The 17,736-nt window shown below is 64.0% G+C and carries 18 protein-coding genes; 10 read left to right on the top strand and 8 right to left on the bottom strand.

From position 1 onward, the window contains the following. On the bottom strand, positions 1 to 506 hold a 506-nt coding region (locus ACLQ3C_RS19975), incomplete at its 3' end, for a helix-turn-helix domain-containing protein (RefSeq protein ID WP_425706843.1). A gap of 322 nt (positions 507 to 828) precedes the next feature. Here ACLQ3C_RS19975 and ACLQ3C_RS19970 point away from each other — a divergent pair. Beyond that, complete coding sequence (locus tag ACLQ3C_RS19970; protein ID WP_425706842.1) at positions 829 to 1,626, top strand: HNH endonuclease; 798 nt, start codon at positions 829 to 831, stop codon at positions 1,624 to 1,626. Between the two features lie 308 nt (positions 1,627 to 1,934). Here the strand turns inward: ACLQ3C_RS19970 and ACLQ3C_RS19965 are convergent, their stop codons facing one another. Continuing rightward, positions 1,935 to 2,348 (bottom strand): very short patch repair endonuclease, encoded by a 414-nt coding sequence (locus ACLQ3C_RS19965; protein ID WP_425706841.1) that lies wholly within the window; start codon positions 2,346 to 2,348, stop codon positions 1,935 to 1,937. Between the two features lie 140 nt (positions 2,349 to 2,488). Here ACLQ3C_RS19965 and ACLQ3C_RS19960 point away from each other — a divergent pair, with 140 nt between their 5' ends. Next, positions 2,489 to 3,763, top strand: a complete 1,275-nt coding sequence (locus ACLQ3C_RS19960) for a DNA cytosine methyltransferase (RefSeq protein WP_425706840.1) — start codon at positions 2,489 to 2,491, stop codon at positions 3,761 to 3,763. A 252-nt stretch (positions 3,764 to 4,015) separates the two neighbouring features. Here the strand turns inward: ACLQ3C_RS19960 and ACLQ3C_RS19955 are convergent, their stop codons facing one another. The 3 genes from ACLQ3C_RS19955 to ACLQ3C_RS19945 all read right to left on the bottom strand — a co-directional run bounded on the left by ACLQ3C_RS19955 (position 4,016) and on the right by ACLQ3C_RS19945 (position 7,947). Beyond that, on the bottom strand, positions 4,016 to 5,044 hold the full coding sequence (locus tag ACLQ3C_RS19955) for a hypothetical protein (protein WP_425706839.1): 1,029 nt from the start codon (positions 5,042 to 5,044) through the stop codon (positions 4,016 to 4,018). A 225-nt stretch (positions 5,045 to 5,269) separates the two neighbouring features. Further along, positions 5,270 to 5,632: a hypothetical protein gene (locus ACLQ3C_RS19950; RefSeq protein ID WP_425706838.1), complete on the bottom strand. Its 363-nt coding sequence runs from the start codon at positions 5,630 to 5,632 to the stop codon at positions 5,270 to 5,272. After that, positions 5,629 to 7,947 (bottom strand): AAA family ATPase, encoded by a 2,319-nt coding sequence (locus ACLQ3C_RS19945; protein WP_425706837.1) that lies wholly within the window; start codon positions 7,945 to 7,947, stop codon positions 5,629 to 5,631. The genes ACLQ3C_RS19950 and ACLQ3C_RS19945 overlap by 4 nt, the downstream gene beginning before the upstream one ends. Positions 7,948 to 8,308: 361 nt before the next feature. On the opposite strand from ACLQ3C_RS19945, the gene ACLQ3C_RS19940 reads away from it, so the two are divergent. The 8 genes from ACLQ3C_RS19940 to ACLQ3C_RS19905 all read left to right on the top strand — a co-directional run bounded on the left by ACLQ3C_RS19940 (position 8,309) and on the right by ACLQ3C_RS19905 (position 14,226). Then, entirely contained in the window at positions 8,309 to 8,938 is a 630-nt protein-coding gene (locus tag ACLQ3C_RS19940; RefSeq protein WP_425706836.1) for a hypothetical protein, read from the top strand. A 288-nt stretch (positions 8,939 to 9,226) separates the two neighbouring features. Then, a complete protein-coding gene (locus tag ACLQ3C_RS19935; RefSeq protein ID WP_425706835.1) occupies positions 9,227 to 9,613 on the top strand; it encodes a hypothetical protein in 387 nt (128 codons plus the stop codon). Between the two features lie 46 nt (positions 9,614 to 9,659). After that, on the top strand, positions 9,660 to 10,034 hold the full coding sequence (locus ACLQ3C_RS19930) for a hypothetical protein (protein WP_425706834.1): 375 nt from the start codon (positions 9,660 to 9,662) through the stop codon (positions 10,032 to 10,034). A 260-nt stretch (positions 10,035 to 10,294) separates the two neighbouring features. Beyond that, positions 10,295 to 10,498 (top strand): PASTA domain-containing protein, encoded by a 204-nt coding sequence (locus ACLQ3C_RS19925; protein WP_425706833.1) that lies wholly within the window; start codon positions 10,295 to 10,297, stop codon positions 10,496 to 10,498. A gap of 72 nt (positions 10,499 to 10,570) precedes the next feature. Then, complete coding sequence (locus ACLQ3C_RS19920; protein ID WP_425706832.1) at positions 10,571 to 11,653, top strand: HNH endonuclease; 1,083 nt, start codon at positions 10,571 to 10,573, stop codon at positions 11,651 to 11,653. Between the two features lie 114 nt (positions 11,654 to 11,767). Next, a complete protein-coding gene (locus ACLQ3C_RS19915; protein ID WP_425706831.1) occupies positions 11,768 to 12,049 on the top strand; it encodes a hypothetical protein in 282 nt (93 codons plus the stop codon). 15 nt (positions 12,050 to 12,064) lie between these two features. Beyond that, the gene (locus ACLQ3C_RS19910; RefSeq protein WP_425706830.1) at positions 12,065 to 13,456 is read left to right on the top strand and encodes a hypothetical protein; all 1,392 of its coding nucleotides are present in this window, start codon (positions 12,065 to 12,067) and stop codon (positions 13,454 to 13,456) included. A gap of 602 nt (positions 13,457 to 14,058) precedes the next feature. Then, entirely contained in the window at positions 14,059 to 14,226 is a 168-nt protein-coding gene (locus ACLQ3C_RS19905; RefSeq protein ID WP_425706829.1) for a hypothetical protein, read from the top strand. A gap of 7 nt (positions 14,227 to 14,233) precedes the next feature. Here ACLQ3C_RS19905 and ACLQ3C_RS19900 read toward each other — a convergent pair whose 3' ends face one another. The 3 genes from ACLQ3C_RS19900 to ACLQ3C_RS19890 form a co-directional block, all read right to left on the bottom strand. Beyond that, on the bottom strand, positions 14,234 to 15,544 hold the full coding sequence (locus ACLQ3C_RS19900; RefSeq protein ID WP_425706828.1) for a lipase family protein: 1,311 nt from the start codon (positions 15,542 to 15,544) through the stop codon (positions 14,234 to 14,236). Between the two features lie 112 nt (positions 15,545 to 15,656). After that, a complete protein-coding gene (locus ACLQ3C_RS19895; RefSeq protein WP_425706827.1) occupies positions 15,657 to 16,223 on the bottom strand; it encodes an isochorismatase family protein in 567 nt (188 codons plus the stop codon). 49 nt (positions 16,224 to 16,272) lie between these two features. Next, the gene (locus ACLQ3C_RS19890) at positions 16,273 to 17,697 is read right to left on the bottom strand and encodes an MFS transporter (RefSeq protein ID WP_425706826.1); all 1,425 of its coding nucleotides are present in this window, start codon (positions 17,695 to 17,697) and stop codon (positions 16,273 to 16,275) included. Positions 17,698 to 17,736: the final 39 nt, after the last annotated feature.

Here is a 17,736-nt window from a genome sequence, read left to right as displayed (position 1 = left end):
CCGGCCAGGATGTCACCGGCCTGCCGCGACGGGATCATCATCGCCGACAAGAACCTCGAAAACGTCAACGTCATCACCAACACCGGCAACACTGCCGTCGACCCGAACCCCGTCGGGATGCGGGTGGCCGGGAACCACAAATCCATCTGCGCCGACTCACCCGGACGGTGCACGATCCGATCCGCCGGATCGATCCCGACATACTCCGGACGAATCAGCCGAACCCGATCCTTGAGGATCGTCATCGAGTTCGTCCACCCGATCCGCTCAGCGATCACCGTCGCCGGCATCCGCGGATCCAACCGCAACTGCTCACGCACCAACGGCTCAACCCCATCAACCAACGACCCCTTCGCCGCCCGCCGATACTTCGGCGGATCATCCGACGCCAACGCCGCGCGCACCGTGTTGCGCGCCACACCAGTCCGCCGCACGATCGCCTTGATCGACAACCCTTCAGACCTATGCAACCGCCGAATCTCGGCCCAATCTTCCACTGAAATCACCCTCCGAGTGTCAAGGGGGGTCAACTTTCACCCGTCGCCTGGGGGTCAGTATTCACGCGTCGCCGACAATAGGTGGCGGATTTACACGTAGCAGGGCTTGCGGGCGGCGTGACAGCGTGACGGATCGCCGATATCTGCGGTCTATGTCAGACGCTGCGTGAAGTCGGATGATGTGGTCGTCGGCCGATCCGATTCCGGGCGTGACGCGGTTGAAATGCGGCAAGGGCAGCCAGGTCGTCCGGGCCGAGCCCGAGAGTTTCTTCGTTATGGCCTGGTCAGGCAGGTGCCGCACGGCGCAGGGCGATGTGCGAGCATCGAGCTTATGATGACCAAGAACTGGGGACAGGATGCGTACGAACCGGGCGGCACTCTGTGGTGGGAAATCGAGACTTTACCGGGTCAGAAGAGACCATTTGGCGATGAGCCTCGGATCGCTGCGTTCCTTGCGAACAACTACGAGGTCGGTGATGTGTTCACAACCACGGAGTTGCGCAACGCGATCACCCGAAAGGGTGTGAAGAACTCAGCGGAGCATTTTCAGCGGCGAATTCGGCAGTTGAGGAGCGTTCGGGATGGCTGGCAGCTGACCGGTTGGCAGGATGACAGGACGCTCGGCCAGGAGCAGTATCGGATCGACAAGATCGGATGGCATCCGGGCTTGGGCCCTCGCCCCAAGGACGACGGCGTCATCACCGACAAGGTACGCGCCGAGGTGCTGAAACGTGACGGCAGCCGATGCCAGATGTGTGGGGCCGGCGACGGAGAGCCGTATCCCGGTGAACCTCACACGACGGCGAAGATGACGATTGGTCACCTCCTTCCATACGCACGTGGCGGCAGTGCTCGGCCAGGAAATCTGCGTGTTGAGTGCCAGCGATGCAACGAGCCCCGAAGGGCGGAGGGGGACAATCCGGACACCCCGGACGAGATCTGGAGTTTGGTGCGTACGCTCAAGACTGCGGACCTTCGGCGGCTGAGCGCATGGGTCGCCCAGGGGTATCGGGGCCGTGACAAGATTGACGAACTCTACGACAGGATTCGCAAACTCGCTCCTGCTGACCGCGATGATGTAGTCGGGCGGATCGGGTCGGCGCTGGGTGGTGGCGCGACGCGCCAGTAGTTCGCAGACTATTCCAAGAACTCTTGTCCTGGCTTGTCGGAGTCTGCTGATCGAACGGCGAGGCCGCAGTCGACGCACTCTGGCGGAACTCAATGCTCGGAAGGATCTGGCAGCGTACCGCACCCGGCCGGAGGACTCCCCACGCTCTTGTGTCGCCACGGTCCCTTCGGCGAAGGGCCACACAAGCCGGTCGACCGTTGTGCGTGCTGCCGCTCGCAGCACAGGCCCAATGAGCCGCCATGACACCTCGCCGACCGAATGCGCCAGCGTACTCGAGAATCGGTTCGACTTCAGCGACGAACTAACGCTTAGGAAATCGTCGCTTGGTCGGTTAGCATCTGCGTGATCGCCGTGACGATCCTGCTGACGTCCTCGTGCGCCCAAAAACGCAGTACGGTCCACCCTGCCTGCTTGAGTTGCTCGGTCTGCGCCGCATCTCTGGCTACGTTCCTAGCCAACTTCGGAGTCCAGTAGGAAGCGTTGGTCCTTGGTATGCGACCGTGCACGGGACAGGAATGCCAGAAGCAGCCATCGAGGAATACGGCCACTTCGCGGCGGGTAAAGACGACGTCTGGCCTGATGAGGCGGCCGCCGACCCGTATCGGATAGTCCTTACGGAACCGCAACCCTTGTCGATGCAGGGCGCTCCGCAGCTCTACCTCGGGCTTTGTATCGGTCCGCCTGATGGCAGCCATGTTCCTGGAACGTGCCGGTGTTGTCATACGTCGCCACGTGCGCACTGTCGCTGGCGGTCCATATCAGCAAGCTACCCGGACAGACGCTCGATGTCGTAGCCGTCCGGTAGAAGCTACACGCAAGGGTGGGTGTCGCCTCCCCTTCACCATGCCGGATGTAGGAGGATATGCCCGTGGGGACCAAACAACGACTGAAGCAGTCTACGTACGAGGTCGTCGAGCTGTGCGCTGGTGCAGGCGGACAAGCATTGGGACTCGAGCGCGCCGGCTTCGAGCATCAACTGGCCATAGAACTCGACGAACATGCGTGCAGCACGCTGCTGATGAACCGCCCCAACTGGGATGTCCGAACTGGCGATGTCGCCGACACCCAAGTCTGGAAGCCGGCCGACTTCGAGGGCGTAGACCTGCTCGCTGGCGGTGTTCCATGCCCACCCTTCTCGATCGCAGGGAAGCAGCTCGGCGCATCCGACGAGCGCGACCTATTCGCGTGGGCTGTGGAGCAGGTAGCCACCATACGTCCCCGCGCCCTCATGTTGGAGAACGTGCGTGGGCTCTCTACACCGCGGTTCGCGCCTTATCGGCAACGGATCCTCGACCGTCTCGCGGTTCTGGGCTACGAGCCGTTCTGGAGACTGCTCAGCGCATCGGACTATGGCGTTCCCCAGCTACGGCCGCGCTTCGTGTTGATCGCGCTGCGAAAGGAGGACGCGCCTTACTTTTCGTGGCCGTCACCGGCTGAGTTCGCACCGTCCGTCGGGATGGCATTATTCGACCAGATGGCTGCAAATGGATGGCGCCACGCTGATGCGTGGTCCAAGATTGCCAATGACGTCGCCCCGACCATCGTTGGTGGCAGCAAAAAGCACGGTGGCGCAGACCTCGGCCCCACGCGCGCGAAGGCGGCGTGGCTTCAGCTGGGCGTCGACGGCAAAGGCATTGCCAACGAGCCCCCTGCACGGTCGGCGCCCCATCCCCTCAAAACACCGCCCAGGTTGACGATCGAAATGGTCAGCCGCCTCCAGGGATGGAATCGCGGAGAATGGGAGTTCTCGGGCCGGAAGACTGCCCAATATAGGCAAATAGGAAACGCATTCCCACCACCAGTCGCTCAAGCCATTGGAAAATCCATAGTAAGCGCCTTCGACCACATCGAGTTGTCCTCCACTAGCACTACTCAAACGCAGGCAGATCCTCTCTACGATCTGCTACGTCGGCATCCCGAAGGAGTTTCCGAGAATTCGCTACTCAACGAGATTCCGCCAGCAACAAGTGAACAGTTAGGAAAATGGCTATCTAGCTTAGCTCTTGATTTCAATATCGACATCAGGACAGTAAATGGTGAGCGAATCTTCAAGCTGGGTGATTTTAGGGGTTTCCTGGGACAGGAAGATCACTTCCGACATGAATACATTGAACAACATCGTTCTAGGGTGAGCTGATTGCGACTACAGACCTTCCGCATAGCCTCGCAAAAATCGGTCTACTCCGGTTAGTATCCGAGAAACGGACTACTCAGCGTGACCGCAGCCCGGCTAACTAACTCGAGCATTTGGTTACCTCCAGGATCCACGTGAGCACGCCATCCCGCCCAAGCAAGCGGCTCCGGCACTCGACGAGCCGCCTGAGTCGGAGTAACCCATTTGAACTTCACGTGCGCACCTCTTCAGTCGCTACCTTGATACAATAGTTTTTCAGATCGAAGGCAGTACCTCGACAGACGGGTCAAGCAGATCCGCCAGGGACCAGCGGCCAGTCTTGAATGAATTGTTGCGTTTCGGACGTGGTCGATGCTTGAGCTGAATTGGTTTCGTCCCCAACACAAAGACCCGTAACTCCTCCTCGATCTCGCCGGTGATCTTTACTCGATCAGCAAAGTAATTGCGTAGTCGCGTACCGACATCTCCGTCCACGTCAGCCTCGATCTCTTCGATGCGAGATATTTGCTCCGTAAGCAGTCGTGTGGATAAGTCGAATACCCTCTCTACACGATATAACCTGGGGATCTCGCCACCACCCGCTAATCGAGGTGCGAGGTACAGGCACACGGGCGCGCTGTACGACTGCGGGAATGCGTGGATGTAGGTCTTTTCTACCGCGTCGGAAGTCCGACCAACAGGTACGCTATAGACTTCGACCTCGAAATGTTGAAGACCCATGCTCTCCCTTACGTGATTCGCAAACCGCTCTGCCATCTTGGAGCCGCTGTCAGCGAGTATTTCAGTCAGACGAGTCCAGGTTATCGACGCAGTGTCCGCACGGAGAGGAATCACATCGGCTTTGGTAAGCGTCAAGCCAATCTTCTTGTCGCCTGCGCGATCAAGCGCCCCCCTGGCATCGAGGTATTTACCGACCTGATCAAGCACACCAGTACCTGCCTGCACATCCGTGTGTTTAGCCTCGATGATAACCGTCAATACACGGCTCGAGTTATGCAGGAATCGCAGAACAACATCGCGGCGGCATCCCACGCCAGGAGATTGCCGTTCTTCCGAGTCGACCGTCAAATCGGTGCACACCCGCAAGTCTGCTTCGGACACCCCCTGCGCCGAGGCTGAGTTGATGAGCTCCGTCTGGGCAACCAAGTCCAGAGCGGCTTTCGGCGACTCCGCGAACACCGCGGCCAGCCCCTTGGTTAGCGCGACTTCTCCTCGACCGAGCGCAGTGAACACCGACTGCGAGGTTTGGTCGAGCATGCTGTGTCGCGCCTTGTAGTAGTTCAAGCTCGACCTCACCGATGGACACCTCTCTACACCTCAAAGTTGACGTAACCGCAACTATCTCATGCCCAAGTCCATTCGACTACGCCATCGTCGCAACTTTGATATCCGATCAGCCTTTGTTCGGTTGGCGAACGTCCAGCAATCCGATCGAAGACACTGGGCTATCACGCTCGCGTGTCCTGACACTGTGTCGATGATCCGCAAACTCACGAGAAGAACAAGCCGTTACGAACTCGTCGCGGCGTCGCCCGCCAGTACGTCTGACACGCCTTCACACAACGCGCGCACTTCCCCGACCGTCGGCGACAACTCGTAGGCATGCTGATGGCAACACGCGCTGAGTTGGCCCCACAGGTACGTCATCCGGTCGGCGGTCTCGCGATCGTCGAGCGCTTTGAGGATCGCCAACCGCGACCGCATCGACGCCTTGTGGCAGGAGTCGGCGACCGCGGCACAGCGGTCATCGACGCATGCCTCCAGGGACTGCCGGGCGACCACTGCCGCCAATCTCGCGGAGTTTCCCGCCGTGGTGTCACCCAGCCCACGCAGAAGTTGCTGGGCGTAGCCCAAGAGTTCTGCGGGAGTCATTGCTGTGCCAAAATGTCGTCGACGGTCTTACGCAGGTCGGTTACGTTGTCTCTGGTGATCTCCGTTACCGCTCCCGAATGGGTTCCGGCGGTGGCGATCTTCATTGCCGGACCACGATGCGACCGGTGCGCTTTCCATCCGGACAGGTTCTTCAAGTCCAACGCCAACGCGACACTCGCCGATACGCCCTGTGCTTTCGCCCACAGCGCCTCGGTCTCGGATTGTGCTGCGCCGGCGGCATTGCGGCGAGTGAAATACGTTTGCTTCGCCGCCGCCTCGATCGCGAACCGGAACAGCCCAGGAGCGGCACGTCGCTTCACCTCACTCGGTACGTTCTCATCGACTATGAGTGCAAAGGCGTCTTCGGCGTAACGGCGCGCCGGTGCTTCGGCGTTCTTCACGACGAGTGTTGAACCGTCCTCGCGGGTGACTTCGATGAGGTGTGCGTCGATGGAGCGCTGACGGATCGCCGTGGCCAGTCGGTCGTCGTGCGAGAACACGACGATCTGTCGGGACTTCGCCAATTCGACGAGCACATTCAAGAATCCGTCGATCTTGGCCGGATCCATGGCCTGGATGGGGTCGTCGAGGACAATGAACCTGAACGGGCTCGCTGCCGCAGCTGCGCGCGGCAGGAACAGTGCCAGAGCCAGCGCATGCAGCTCACCTTGGCTCATCACTGAGAGCGCACTCGTCGGCTGGCCATTGACGCTGCCCTTCAGAACTGCCTTGCGCCGAGTTCGACTGCCCTCCAATGCGATCTCGGTGATGTCGACATCGCTCTCTTGACGCAACTGCGCCCAGATCTCGCGGGCACTGTCCGAAATCGGCAGGAGTCGTTCGTCACGGAGCATTTGGGCGTTGGTCTTCACCCACTTCTTCGCCTCGTCGAGTTGCGCGACGATACCGTCGGATTCGCGAGCGATGCGTTCCAGCGTGAGCCACGCCATCGTCGACTCGACTATCGGAGCCCACAGGTCAGCGCGCTGCGAGGCCAACTCGGCGGCTTCAGTCTGCAGCGCCGACAATTTCTCGATCACCGGGGGGATCGCATCTTCGAGATGTGCGGTCAGTTCTTCGGACTGTGGAGGGATCGTTGTCGCCTTCTCGACCGCGTCGCTATAGGCGGCCAAGTTTGCGAGCTCTGCGCCGTCGATGGGCCGCACTGTACGCAATGCAGCGAGAATCCCTCGTGCGCGCGACTCACAGACGCTCACTTGTTTTCGCGCTTCGCGATACGTCGCGATCTGCGAGTCGTCACGTTCGATGGCTTCTCTTGTGTGGCTCTCCCACTCGGCGTCGAGCGATCCCACGCCGCACACCGGGCACGTCACGCTGTCTCTGCCGTCGGCGGTGCGGAGTTCAAGGGCACCGCGCAGAAGTGCGGTGCGAGCCTCCGCGGTGCGCATCGCGTCGTCGGCAAGTGCGCGGACATTTGCCAACGCGTCGCGCAGATCCCTTGCAACAGAGTTCGCCTCATCGAGGTCTGGCAGCTCGATGTGTCCGATAGCCTCCAGCTGCGCCACCGACGACTGCTGATTGCTTTGGGCGCCTGACACGAGCGCTGAGACTGCCTCGATATCGGGCGTGCGCGGACGCAGCAGCTGGCCAAGCGCCAGGACGCGCTCGTCGTCGCCGTCGGCAACGGTCTGTTTGAGCGATTTCAGCGCATTGCCGGCGTCCTGGCGTGGCTGCTTGCGTGCGGAGTGTTCGTTGTTGAGTCGAGTCTCGGCATCTTGGATCTCGGCGAGGCCGAGTAGTTTGTCGAGCGCGTCGTAGAGCTTGGAGGGTTCCTGTTCGAGGAGGCCACCAATCTCGTCGTAGCTCAGGATCGGCCGGTGAATCTCGATGGCGGTGGACCACCCGAGCGCGGCAACACCACTCTGTCGTTTCTCACCTTTTCGTTGCGACCATCGCCTGGCGTCTGCGAGGTCGGCGTCCGGAGCCCAGTCGGCACCGATCGACGTAGCCGGACCGTCCTCGACGGCAAAGTCCACGCGCACCTGGCACGGGTTGCCGTTATGCAGGTTGCGCCAGGTGTCGGTCCACAACGCGGCCTTCTTTTTCCAGCGGTAGCTTTCGCCGGTGAGGGCGTATTCAAGGGCCTCGGCGAAGCTGGACTTGCCGGAGCCGTTGCGGCCGCTGACGACGGTGATGCCCGGATATGGCGTGATCTGCAGCGACGTCTGCGGGCCGATCCCTCGAAATCCCGAAACCGAGATCTCTCGGAGAAATGCGCCGGCCGGGTCATCCTCCTTTACCTCAGGCTCGGGACGTACGTGCTCGGAACCAGCGCCGCCGAGGTGATCGGCCAACGCCTCGTCACCCTCGAGCGCCGCCAGTACCAGGTACTTGGCGTCGTCGCCGAGGTCGCGATCGGCGTCGAGCCGCTCCCACACCGTTTCCACCAAGGACTTCTCACCGATTCCGACCGTGCTCGTCATGTCTCCCCTTCGTGACTGTCCAGGAGAGACTCTTGCATATCGGGGTGACAGACTGAAGCACCTTGCGCCACCTGCCCGCCCACGACTTGTCTTTCGGCTCTACGGACTGGGCGCGCGGCATACAACAGCCCCAACTGTCCCGACTCGGGCAGCGGTCGATCTCGATATCTTCGGATGGTCGCCCATTGATTCACTGTCGGCCGAACGGTTCTCGAACAACTGCGTTGAGCACATGAACAACGACGCCGAGGACCACGCCGAGAATGTGGACGTTCCTCATCAGATTGGGCGCCGCGCGGGCAGCGAGTCGTTCACCAACAACAACGCAGTCAGCCGACACACCCTTGGCGACTTCTGGTCCTGGGCTGCATCCGATCTGGTGTCCAACACGCTGCGCGGACAACTCGCCGAGTACATCGTCGGGATGGCCCTCGGTTGCGTCGACGGACGTATCCGTCGCGAGTGGGATCCCTTCGATCTACAGACGGGAGATGGAATCACGGTCGAGGTGAAGTCGACGGCCTACCTCCAGAGCTGGGGAACCACTTCTCCCGCGTCCAGGCGCTTCGGAATCGCAGAGACAATCGGATGGCACGCCGACACCAACTCCTACGGAACAGTCGCCGTGCGTGCAGCAGACGTGTACGTGTTCTGTGTGCACACCGCGGTCGACCGCGCGACGGCCGATCCGCTTCGGCTCGACCAATGGGAGTTCTACGCGGTCGCAACGGCAACGATCGATCGCATTCTGGGACAACAGAAGAGCATCGCGCTCTCAAGACTGCCCGGCACGCTAGGTGTTTCCTCGGTGAGTTTTGATGCCCTGGGCGCGGCCGTCAGGAGCGCACCCACGCAGTCCTGATCTGGCTGCACGCATACCCGGTAGCCAGTTCATCGGCCGGACTGCCTGCGAGCCGTCGTCGGGTGAGCGAGCCATCTACGCGCGCAAGCCTTTCCGCTGTCATCTGAACGGACTACAGCGGCACCGGAAACCGTGCTGCTTCTGTCGTCCGCCCACACTAATCGACTGTCGACCACACCGATCTTGTCGGTGCCCTCTGCCAGACTCTGCATCGTTCAGAAAGTCCGGTGGCCGACGTCAGCGTCGAACTCCCGGGCCCCTCGTATCGGAAGTATTGGAAGTCCCCCGATGAAACGCATCATCCCCGCACTGGTCGCGCTGTTCCTCGTCTTCGCCGGCGCGGGCATCGCATCCGCGTCCACCGACGATCCCACGACCGGTGACACCATCAGCTACGCCTTCTACTCGGACACCTCGGTCAACGTCAGCGTCGTCTACTTCGACGCCGACGGCGAGTTGCAGACCATCGAGAACGCCAAGCTGTCAAAGTACGACAGCACCGAAGGCTGGTACTACGGCACCGTCACCTTCACCAGCCGTTCGACCTATCAACCGGTCGCTGCCTCGATCCAGACGAACGGCAAGTTCGCCGCGTGCTCGACACGCGTCAACGGCGAATCGTCCGGGCTGGTATCTGCCACCGGCCGCTACACCGTGGCGTCGTGCCCGGAATAACGACCGCGATGATCCGGATCGAGACCCGCTCTCTCGAGGAAAGATGATGGCCGCCAAAAGCAAAGACTCCAACAACCTCGTCGTCTTCGCAGTGATCGCGATCGGCGCCGTCGTGTGGTTCGTCATCAAGTTCTGGTACATCATCGTCGGGCTGATCGTTGCGGCCGCGCTCGTGTTCGTTGCGGTGCAACTGATGAAGCGCAACAACGCACGACACGAGCGCCTCGCCGCCGAGCGGGCGCAACTGCTCGCGCGCTGCGAGGAAGAGAACCAGCAATACGTCGACGATCCCGAGAAATACCTCGCAAACCTCCAGCCCGACTTGGACATCCCGTCATCCCAGAAGCGCACCGAGCCACCACAACACGACACCCACGACGAACAGGCCTCAACGGGGCAGGAGACCTTGGAGGAACAGTGACGATCGGCCGGGTAAGCCGCTGCGCGGCAATCGGAGTGGCGATAGTTGCAGTCGCACGGCGGCGGTCGCCTGCAGTAGCACGCCGACAGACACCGCGTCGAGCACCCCATCGACGACCGCCCTCGCCGTCGCTCCGGACACGGTCACCACGACTACCGAACGCACCGACCACGGACACACCGACGTCGACCGAGCCGGCGGCACTGCCCGCCACGACGAGCACCGCGGCCGAACCTGCGATCATGCCCAACGTCATGTGCATGAATCTTCAGGCAGCGCAGAATGCCATCCAGCGCGCCGGTGTGTTCTACTCCCGCAGCGAAGATGCGACCGGCGCGGGCCGGTCCCAGATCCTCGACCGGAACTGGATCGTTGTCGCGCAGACCCCGCCGGCGGGAAGCCCGGTCACCGAGGGCCAGGCCCTCCTGTCGGCGGTCAAGATCGGCGAACCGAATCCCTGCTGAGTGCTCACCTTTCCGACCCACGTCGGCGGCGGTCCGGGTCGGCTCATCGAGTTCTCGCACTACACTCCACCCATGCCCACCGACGCGCTCACCCTCGGCCAGCAGCTGGTCGCGGTGCTGGAGGGCGGCCACCGCACCGCGACCTACAAACTCGCGGTGATGGTGGCGTTGCTGGATCTTGCGGTCGAGTCGGTGCCCGACGATCCGGGCGCCGCGGTGGGAATCGATCTCGACGAGCTGACCGAACGGGTGATGGCGCTCTACTGGACACAGTTGCGGCCGCTCGACGAGAAGCAGCACGTCGTCCTGCGCCAGTCCAACGACGGACGCGGCGTCGTCTTCGACCAGCTGACCGCGCTCCGCGATGCGTCGACGACCGCCCGCCTTCGGCAAGCGCCCATCGAGAGCGCCAAACTGGCTGTGCCAGAGGCATACCGGACCGCGCATGCCACCATCAAGAAGAATTTGGTGCGCTACCCACTGAAACTGCTGCAGCGGGTCGGCACCGGATCGTACGACTGCTTCCTCTACGACGACTCCTGGCTCGGCACCGACTCGGCGCGCGTCATCGCCGCCCACGGCAACCGGATCGAACTGTTCCCCGGCGTCTGCCACACCCTCGCCCGGCTCGCGCCGCTGGTGAAGCCGGCCTTCCAACTCGCGTGGGTCGACGACGTCCGCCGGATGAACCGGGAGGTGCTCGGCGACGAACCCGATATCGCCGCACACCTTTTCGGCACCGAGCGGGTGTCCCTCGCGCGCCCGGCCGAAGTACTCGCCGACCACTTCGGCAACGACTGCTTCTACTGCAACGCGACGCTGCGCACCGGCCGCCACGTCGATCACGTGCTCCCCTGGTCGCGGGTCGGGATCGACGGGCTTACCAATCTGGTCTTGGCGTGCCGCTCCTGCAACACCAGCAAGTCCGATCTCCTCCCCGCACCGGCGCACGTCACCCGGGCGCTCGACCGCGGACGTGACGTCCTCGACTCGCTGGCCGAAACCATCCGCTGGCCAAGCCAATTCGATCGGGTCGTCGCCGCATATCACGGCCTCTACGCCACGCAGCCGAGCACCACACCGACCTGGTTCGCCCCGAGACGGATCGAGCCGTTGCAGCGCGGCGACTTCCGCTGGACCGACGCCGAGTTCTGACCACGGCGATCCGGCATCGCCCGGTCAGGGCCTGTGGATGAACGCAGCAGCTCACCCCGTCGGGCGTGCTAGGTTCATTCCCAAGACCGGGCAAAAGGGACAGGTGGGGGCCTCATGGATGTCGATCCCGATGGGTTGCGTGCGTTCGGCGCGCAGGTGAGCGAGACGTCACGCGCGGTGTCCGACGCGCACCTCCCGGACGCGGTGAAGACGGCCGGGCAATGCATCGCAGGGTCGACGACGGAGTACACCGCGGCACTCGTCGGTCAGGGTTACGTCGATCTGGTGGACACGTTTGCCCGCCACCTCGAGGCGATGGGTGCGGCCGTGCGCGGCAGTGCCAACAACTATGTTGCACAAGACACCGAGGTCGCCGCCAGGTTGTCGTCGGTGTGAGAGGCCTGAACACCCATGCTGCCCACACGTTCTCGCATACAGGGCTGGCATCCGGATCAGCTCACCGTCGCCGCAGACACGGTCAAGGCCGCCGGGGCGTCCATCGAGACCGCTACCGCTCAGAGCGCCGCCCAATGCGCGGCACTGCCCGAATACCGCGGCTGGACCGGCCCCGCGCAAAACGCGGCGGCGCACTCATTCGAGCAGGCCAAGCGCGCGGCGTGTGCGATTGCCGATGCCGCCGAGGCGGTCTCGTCGGCGTTGACCATCGGCGCGCACGACATCGGCTGGGCGCGTCAGGCACTACTCGATCACGTCACCGCCGTCGAGGCCGGCGATCTGTGGGTCAACAACGAGTGGGTCGTCCTGATCCGGCCCAAGGAGTACGCCACCGCCGCCCTTCCCCAACTTCGCAACAAGCGCGATTCGGCGCAGGCCACGACGAACGTGAAGCTACTCGCCGTCGACACGGCCGACGATTCGACGGCGAAAAGCATTCGCACAGCCGCGCAGTCGCACGCCGTCTCGCTTCCCGCCTCGCCCAACCCCTTTCGTTCGCTGCTGTCCGGCTCGGCGCCGCCGCCGGACGAGGTCCCCAACCCCGCCCTCACCGCGGGCATCATGAAGCAGGCACAGACCCGCGACGTCGACGCCGCCACCACCGTCGCCCGCGTCGACACCGACGCCATGCCGAACGGCTCCACCCAGACGGTCTTGATGCAGGACGGCAGCAGAACGGTACGCACCGACCGCACATCGTCGGCCCTCGGCAACGACGGCGTCGTCGAGTCCGGATTCGCCGCCGACGACACCCTCACCTCACACACGGAAACGCAATACGATCCGCAGGGCAATCTGGTGATCCAGGTCAACGAGACCCGCGGCGACCGGTCGGGCACCGTCGCCACCCGCGTCCAGACACCCGCCGGCGGCGCGTACAAGGTCGTAGCCGCCGACGGCGCCAAGAAGGGTTGGTCACTCAATCCGGACGGCACCCGCAAGGAGGAATTGCCCGTGGACGCACCATTTTTCACCCATCCCGACGAAACGCTGCTCGGCGGGACCTTCGATTCGATGGGCACCGCAGCCGAGCGTGGACTCCTCGCCACCGGTCCGGCGGCGACAGAGGCTATCCACTCTGGCATGAAGTTCGGCGGTCCGGCGTTGGTGGTCGCGGTGACCGCGTCCGACATGATCGAGGCACCCAACGGTTACGAGGCGTGCCGGGCACTGATGAGCGGAGTCATGGGCGGCGTCGGCGGGTACGTGGGCGGAACGGTCGGCGCGGGGCTCGCAAGCCCCACCGGACCCGGCGCTGTCGTCGGCGTCGGCGCCGGGGCAGTCGCGGGCACATGGGTGTTCGGCAAGCTCGGCGACGAACTCGGACAACTGGTATGTCCGAAGTAGCGGCCGAGAGCCGATTGCCGGTCCCAAGCGCATGGCGGCGCGCACAGATAATCGCCGCGTTCGCCGGTGTGTGCGGCACGTCGGTCGGCATCTGGACTCTCGGCGTCGCAGTGGCAGACGCGCCCGACGGCACCCGAGCACACGAAACCTTCTTGTTTGCTTGGGGTTTCGCTATCACCCTGTGCGGCGCGAACTTGTTTGCCCTCATGAGCGCCGATCGCAGACCCATCAGCCGCGCAGCTGCGCGTGCTCAAATCTCCGGCCTGACACTCGACATCCGCCGACGTTCCCGACTGCAGTTTCCGATAGTGCTCGCAGCGGGAATCGGCTGTCTGGCAATGGCTTATGGAATACACACCGACACGCTCGGAATCAGTGCCGAACCGGGATCCGAAACAGAATTCACCGTGATAGCGCTGGGGTTCGGGGCAGCATGCCTCTGGGGCGCTGCCGCCTCCATCACGCCACGTACAGGGACCGCCCTGATTCTGACGCCGACCACCGTCATCCTGAGACCCGGAACGCGACGCGAATTCAGCACGCCGTGGGAGGCGCTCCTCGAATTGCGACCCACCAGGTCCAGGGGTTCTAGGTTGATCGAAGTGCGATCACTTACCGGGCGCACGACCATCGACGCGATGGCGTCGTGCGTGGGTCCGGCGACCCTGCACGCGCTGCTCATCTACTACTGGACACACCCGGAGGCCCGGGACGAACTCGCCGACCGCCGCAGCCTCGAACGACTCGAGCAGCGCAGATTCGGGCCGTGACCCGCCGTCACTCGACGGCGGCGTCGTCGGACTCCGTACGCAACAGCCCCGGCACCCACTGGCGCGGCAACCGCGGACGTGTCTGTCCCGCAACGGAGATGATGGTGCGATCCTTCGCCGGCCGCCCGTCGAGCCGGTGCGACAGCCACGACACCGCAAGCGGTCCCGAGAGCGGCAGCAACGAGTAGTGCTCGCTGAGCTGATCGCGCACATAGGTCACCGGCACACCCTGGTCGCGGTAGCGCTCCACCTGCCGGTCGACGGCGTCGACACTGATCACCTCGTCGTGCACGGCCTGCACCACGAGCAGCGGGATCTCGGGTTTGTGCATACCGAGTTGCAGGTCGTCGATCATCGCGGCGATGTCGGGCTGGGCGAGCAACTCGGTGAGCGGGATGTCGAGGTAGTCGTTGATGTCGTGATGTCCGTACTGGCGCAACGCATCCACGGTGCCGAGTTCGGCGATCGCATCCAGATCGCGCCACCCCAGCTCGGTGGCGTGGGCGTCGATGGCCCGTTCCAGCTCCGGGTAGACGCGCCGCAGCCCGGCGATCGCCATCACCGGCAGCCCGGAGTGGAAGCCGCCGTTGAGGTTTTCGAGCGCGAGCGCCATGTCGCCGACCGGCGAGCCGAGGACGGCGCCGATCAGATTGAGTTCGGGCGCATAGGTCGGCGCCATCTCCGCCGCCCACGAGGTGGCCATGCCGCCACCGGAATACCCCCACATTCCGACGGGGGTGTCGGGCGCGAGGCCGTGGTCGGTGAAGGCCAGCGCGGCCCGCACCCCGTCGAGCGTGCGGTAGCCGGGTTCACGCGGTGCGCCCCACGCACCGAGCATGCCCTCGTGATCGGGAATCGACACCGCCCAGCCCTTCGCCAGCGCGCGACGAACCACCAGGAACTCGAACGGGGCGATCGCCCGCACCGCGCCGGTGCCCTTGCGCAACGCGTACGAGGGGAAGCAGCTGGACGAGACGGCGTCGATGGCGCACTGGAACGACAGCAACTGGAACTGCCCCGGCGGGGCCGGCCGACGCGGCATCACCACGGTGGTGGCGGCCACACCGGCGACCCCGTTGAGATCGGTCGAACGGTACAGCAGCTGCCAGGCCTGGCTGAGATGGTGCGACGCCCAATAGTCCTTGAGCTCCACCTGCCGGGACCGGATGATCTCGCCGGGGCCCAGATCGTCCAGGCCATCGGGAGCGTCGAAGAACGGATCGTCGGTGGGTATCGGCAGCGGATGGTCGGTGCCGGCCGCCTTGACCGCGTTGACGTCATCCTCGTTCGCATGCACGGTGCTCAAGTCAGAGACCATCACACACCTCGCTTTCAGAACACATCATTGAGGTCAACGGCCATTCATAGCGCGCAATTCCGATGCTCGCAGCTCTCAGCGTCCGCTCAGACAGCGCCGCGTCGCGCCGCGATCAGGCGCTGAGCTGGGCAAGGACGTCGGCTGTGGTGCCCGTTTCGCCGAGTGCGGGGAAGATCCGGGTGACCGAGTTCTCGTGAGCCTCCAGCCGTGTGTCGGTCATCGCATCGATCGCCAGAGTGACGTGAAACCCGTGTTCGTGGGCCTGCCGTGCGGTCGATTCGACGCCCATGGACGTCGCGACGCCGCAGATGACGACCTGCGTGACGCCGAGTTCCTCGAGGTGTTCGGCCAGGCCGGTGTTGTGGAACGCACCCCACGTGTACTTGGTGACGATCTTGTCGGTCGGCTGCTGATTGAGCGCGGGCAGCAGATCCGACCATCCGTCGGGCAGGTCCATCTTGCCCGCGGGCTGCCCGCCGGTCTGGTCGGTGCGTCCGGTGGCACGTCCGCCGACGTTGACGAGCACGACGGGCAGGTTGCGCGCGCGGAAGGCGTCGGCGAGTGTCACCGCGTTGCCCAGCACCTCGTCGAAGGGATGCACGGCGGGGAGCTGGGCGATCGTCGACTGCAGGTCGATGACGACGAGCGCGGTCTTGGGGTCGATGGTGGTGATGGGCATTGTTTCTCCTCTATCTGTTTTCGGTTGACTGTCAACCGAATCGGTAAGTTCAGTGGCTGTGGCTCCGCGCGCCGAGGGTGGCGACCGTGATGGCGACGAGGGCGATGCTGACGCCGGTCATGATCCAGCCGATGAGGTGCACGCCGCTGTCGGTGACGTCGTCGTGGAAGACGATTCCGGTGATGGCGCTCGCGGCGATCGAGCCGAGGTAACCGAAGGTGCGCAGCAGCCCCGACGCGGTGCCGAGTTGCTCGGCGGGGGCGGCGCGATACAGCGCGGTCTGGTTGCCGGCCGTGGCGAATCCGGTGGCCATGCCGAACAGGACGGTCAGGATGACGACGATCCCGATCCACGACGTGCCGGTGAGCAACAGTGCGCCGAGGGAACCGAGCAGGCAGGTCACCGCGGCGGCGATGACCGGGAGCCGGACGAGGTTGCGGCGCGAGATGGGCGCGATGACCAGGCCGGAGACCAGGGTCATCGGGAGCAGCAGCAGGCCTGCGGCCGATTCGCTGAACCCGCGCACCGATTCGATCCATTGGGTGATGCCGTACAGGACGACGTAGACACAGAGATTCGCGAGGCCGAAGCGCACATAGGCGCTGCTCAGGCCGATGTTGGAGACGAGCATCCGCAGGTCGAGGAACGGTGAGGCCGCGCGCAGCTCCCAGACGCCCAGCGCCGGCCACAGCACCACCGAGACCGCGAGAACCCACCAGCGCGTCGTGGGGAGCCCGAACAGGAACATCAGCAACGCGAGCATGGCCAACACGAAGCCGGCGACGCCGATCACGTCGAGATCGGAGGCGATGGCGCGTGCGGAGGCGCGCTGCCGTCCGGGTTCCTCCGGCCGGGCGCGCCGATCCGATTCCACCCAGAGGAGAGTGGCCACCATGGCGATCGCCGCGACCGGGACGTTGACGAAAAACACTGCCCGCCAACCCAAGACGCCGACCAGGAGCCCGCCGATCGGCAGCCCCAGCGACGCGGTGGCGATGCCGGAGATCATCAGACCGCCCAGCACCCCGCCCGGCGGCTGGTCCATCCCGGCGTCGTTGGCCCGCCGTCGGATGAGCAGCATCGCGGTCGGATACGCGCACGAGGTGCCCAGGCCGAGCAGAATGCGGCTGACCAGCAGCATCACCAGGTCGTTCCCGAAGCCGCCGATGATGCCGCCGATGCCGACCAGCATGATGCCGCCGAGAAAGATCCGGCGCGGACCGAACACCTCCGCGGCCTTACCGGCGGTGGGCTGGCCGATCGCGCTCGCCAGGTAGAGGGCGGCGACCAGGGTCGCGGTCTGGCCGACGGGGACGCCGATGCCGTGGGCGATCGGCACCAGCGCCGTCGCGAGCAGGGAACTGTTGATGGGGTTGAGGGCCGAGCCGATGAACAGCGGTGTGGTGAACCGCCACGAGAACGGGTGCCCGCGATATGCGGTCGCGCCGACGGTGGTCGTTTCCGTTGAGGGCATGGACACTCCTTTCGCACATCGTTGCGCGGGGGCACCGCT

This window comes from Gordonia sp. DT30, from assembly GCF_049844915.1.
Taxonomy (GTDB): Bacteria; Actinomycetota; Actinomycetes; order Mycobacteriales; family Mycobacteriaceae; genus Gordonia.
This window is presented reverse-complemented; position numbering and strand designations above follow the sequence as displayed.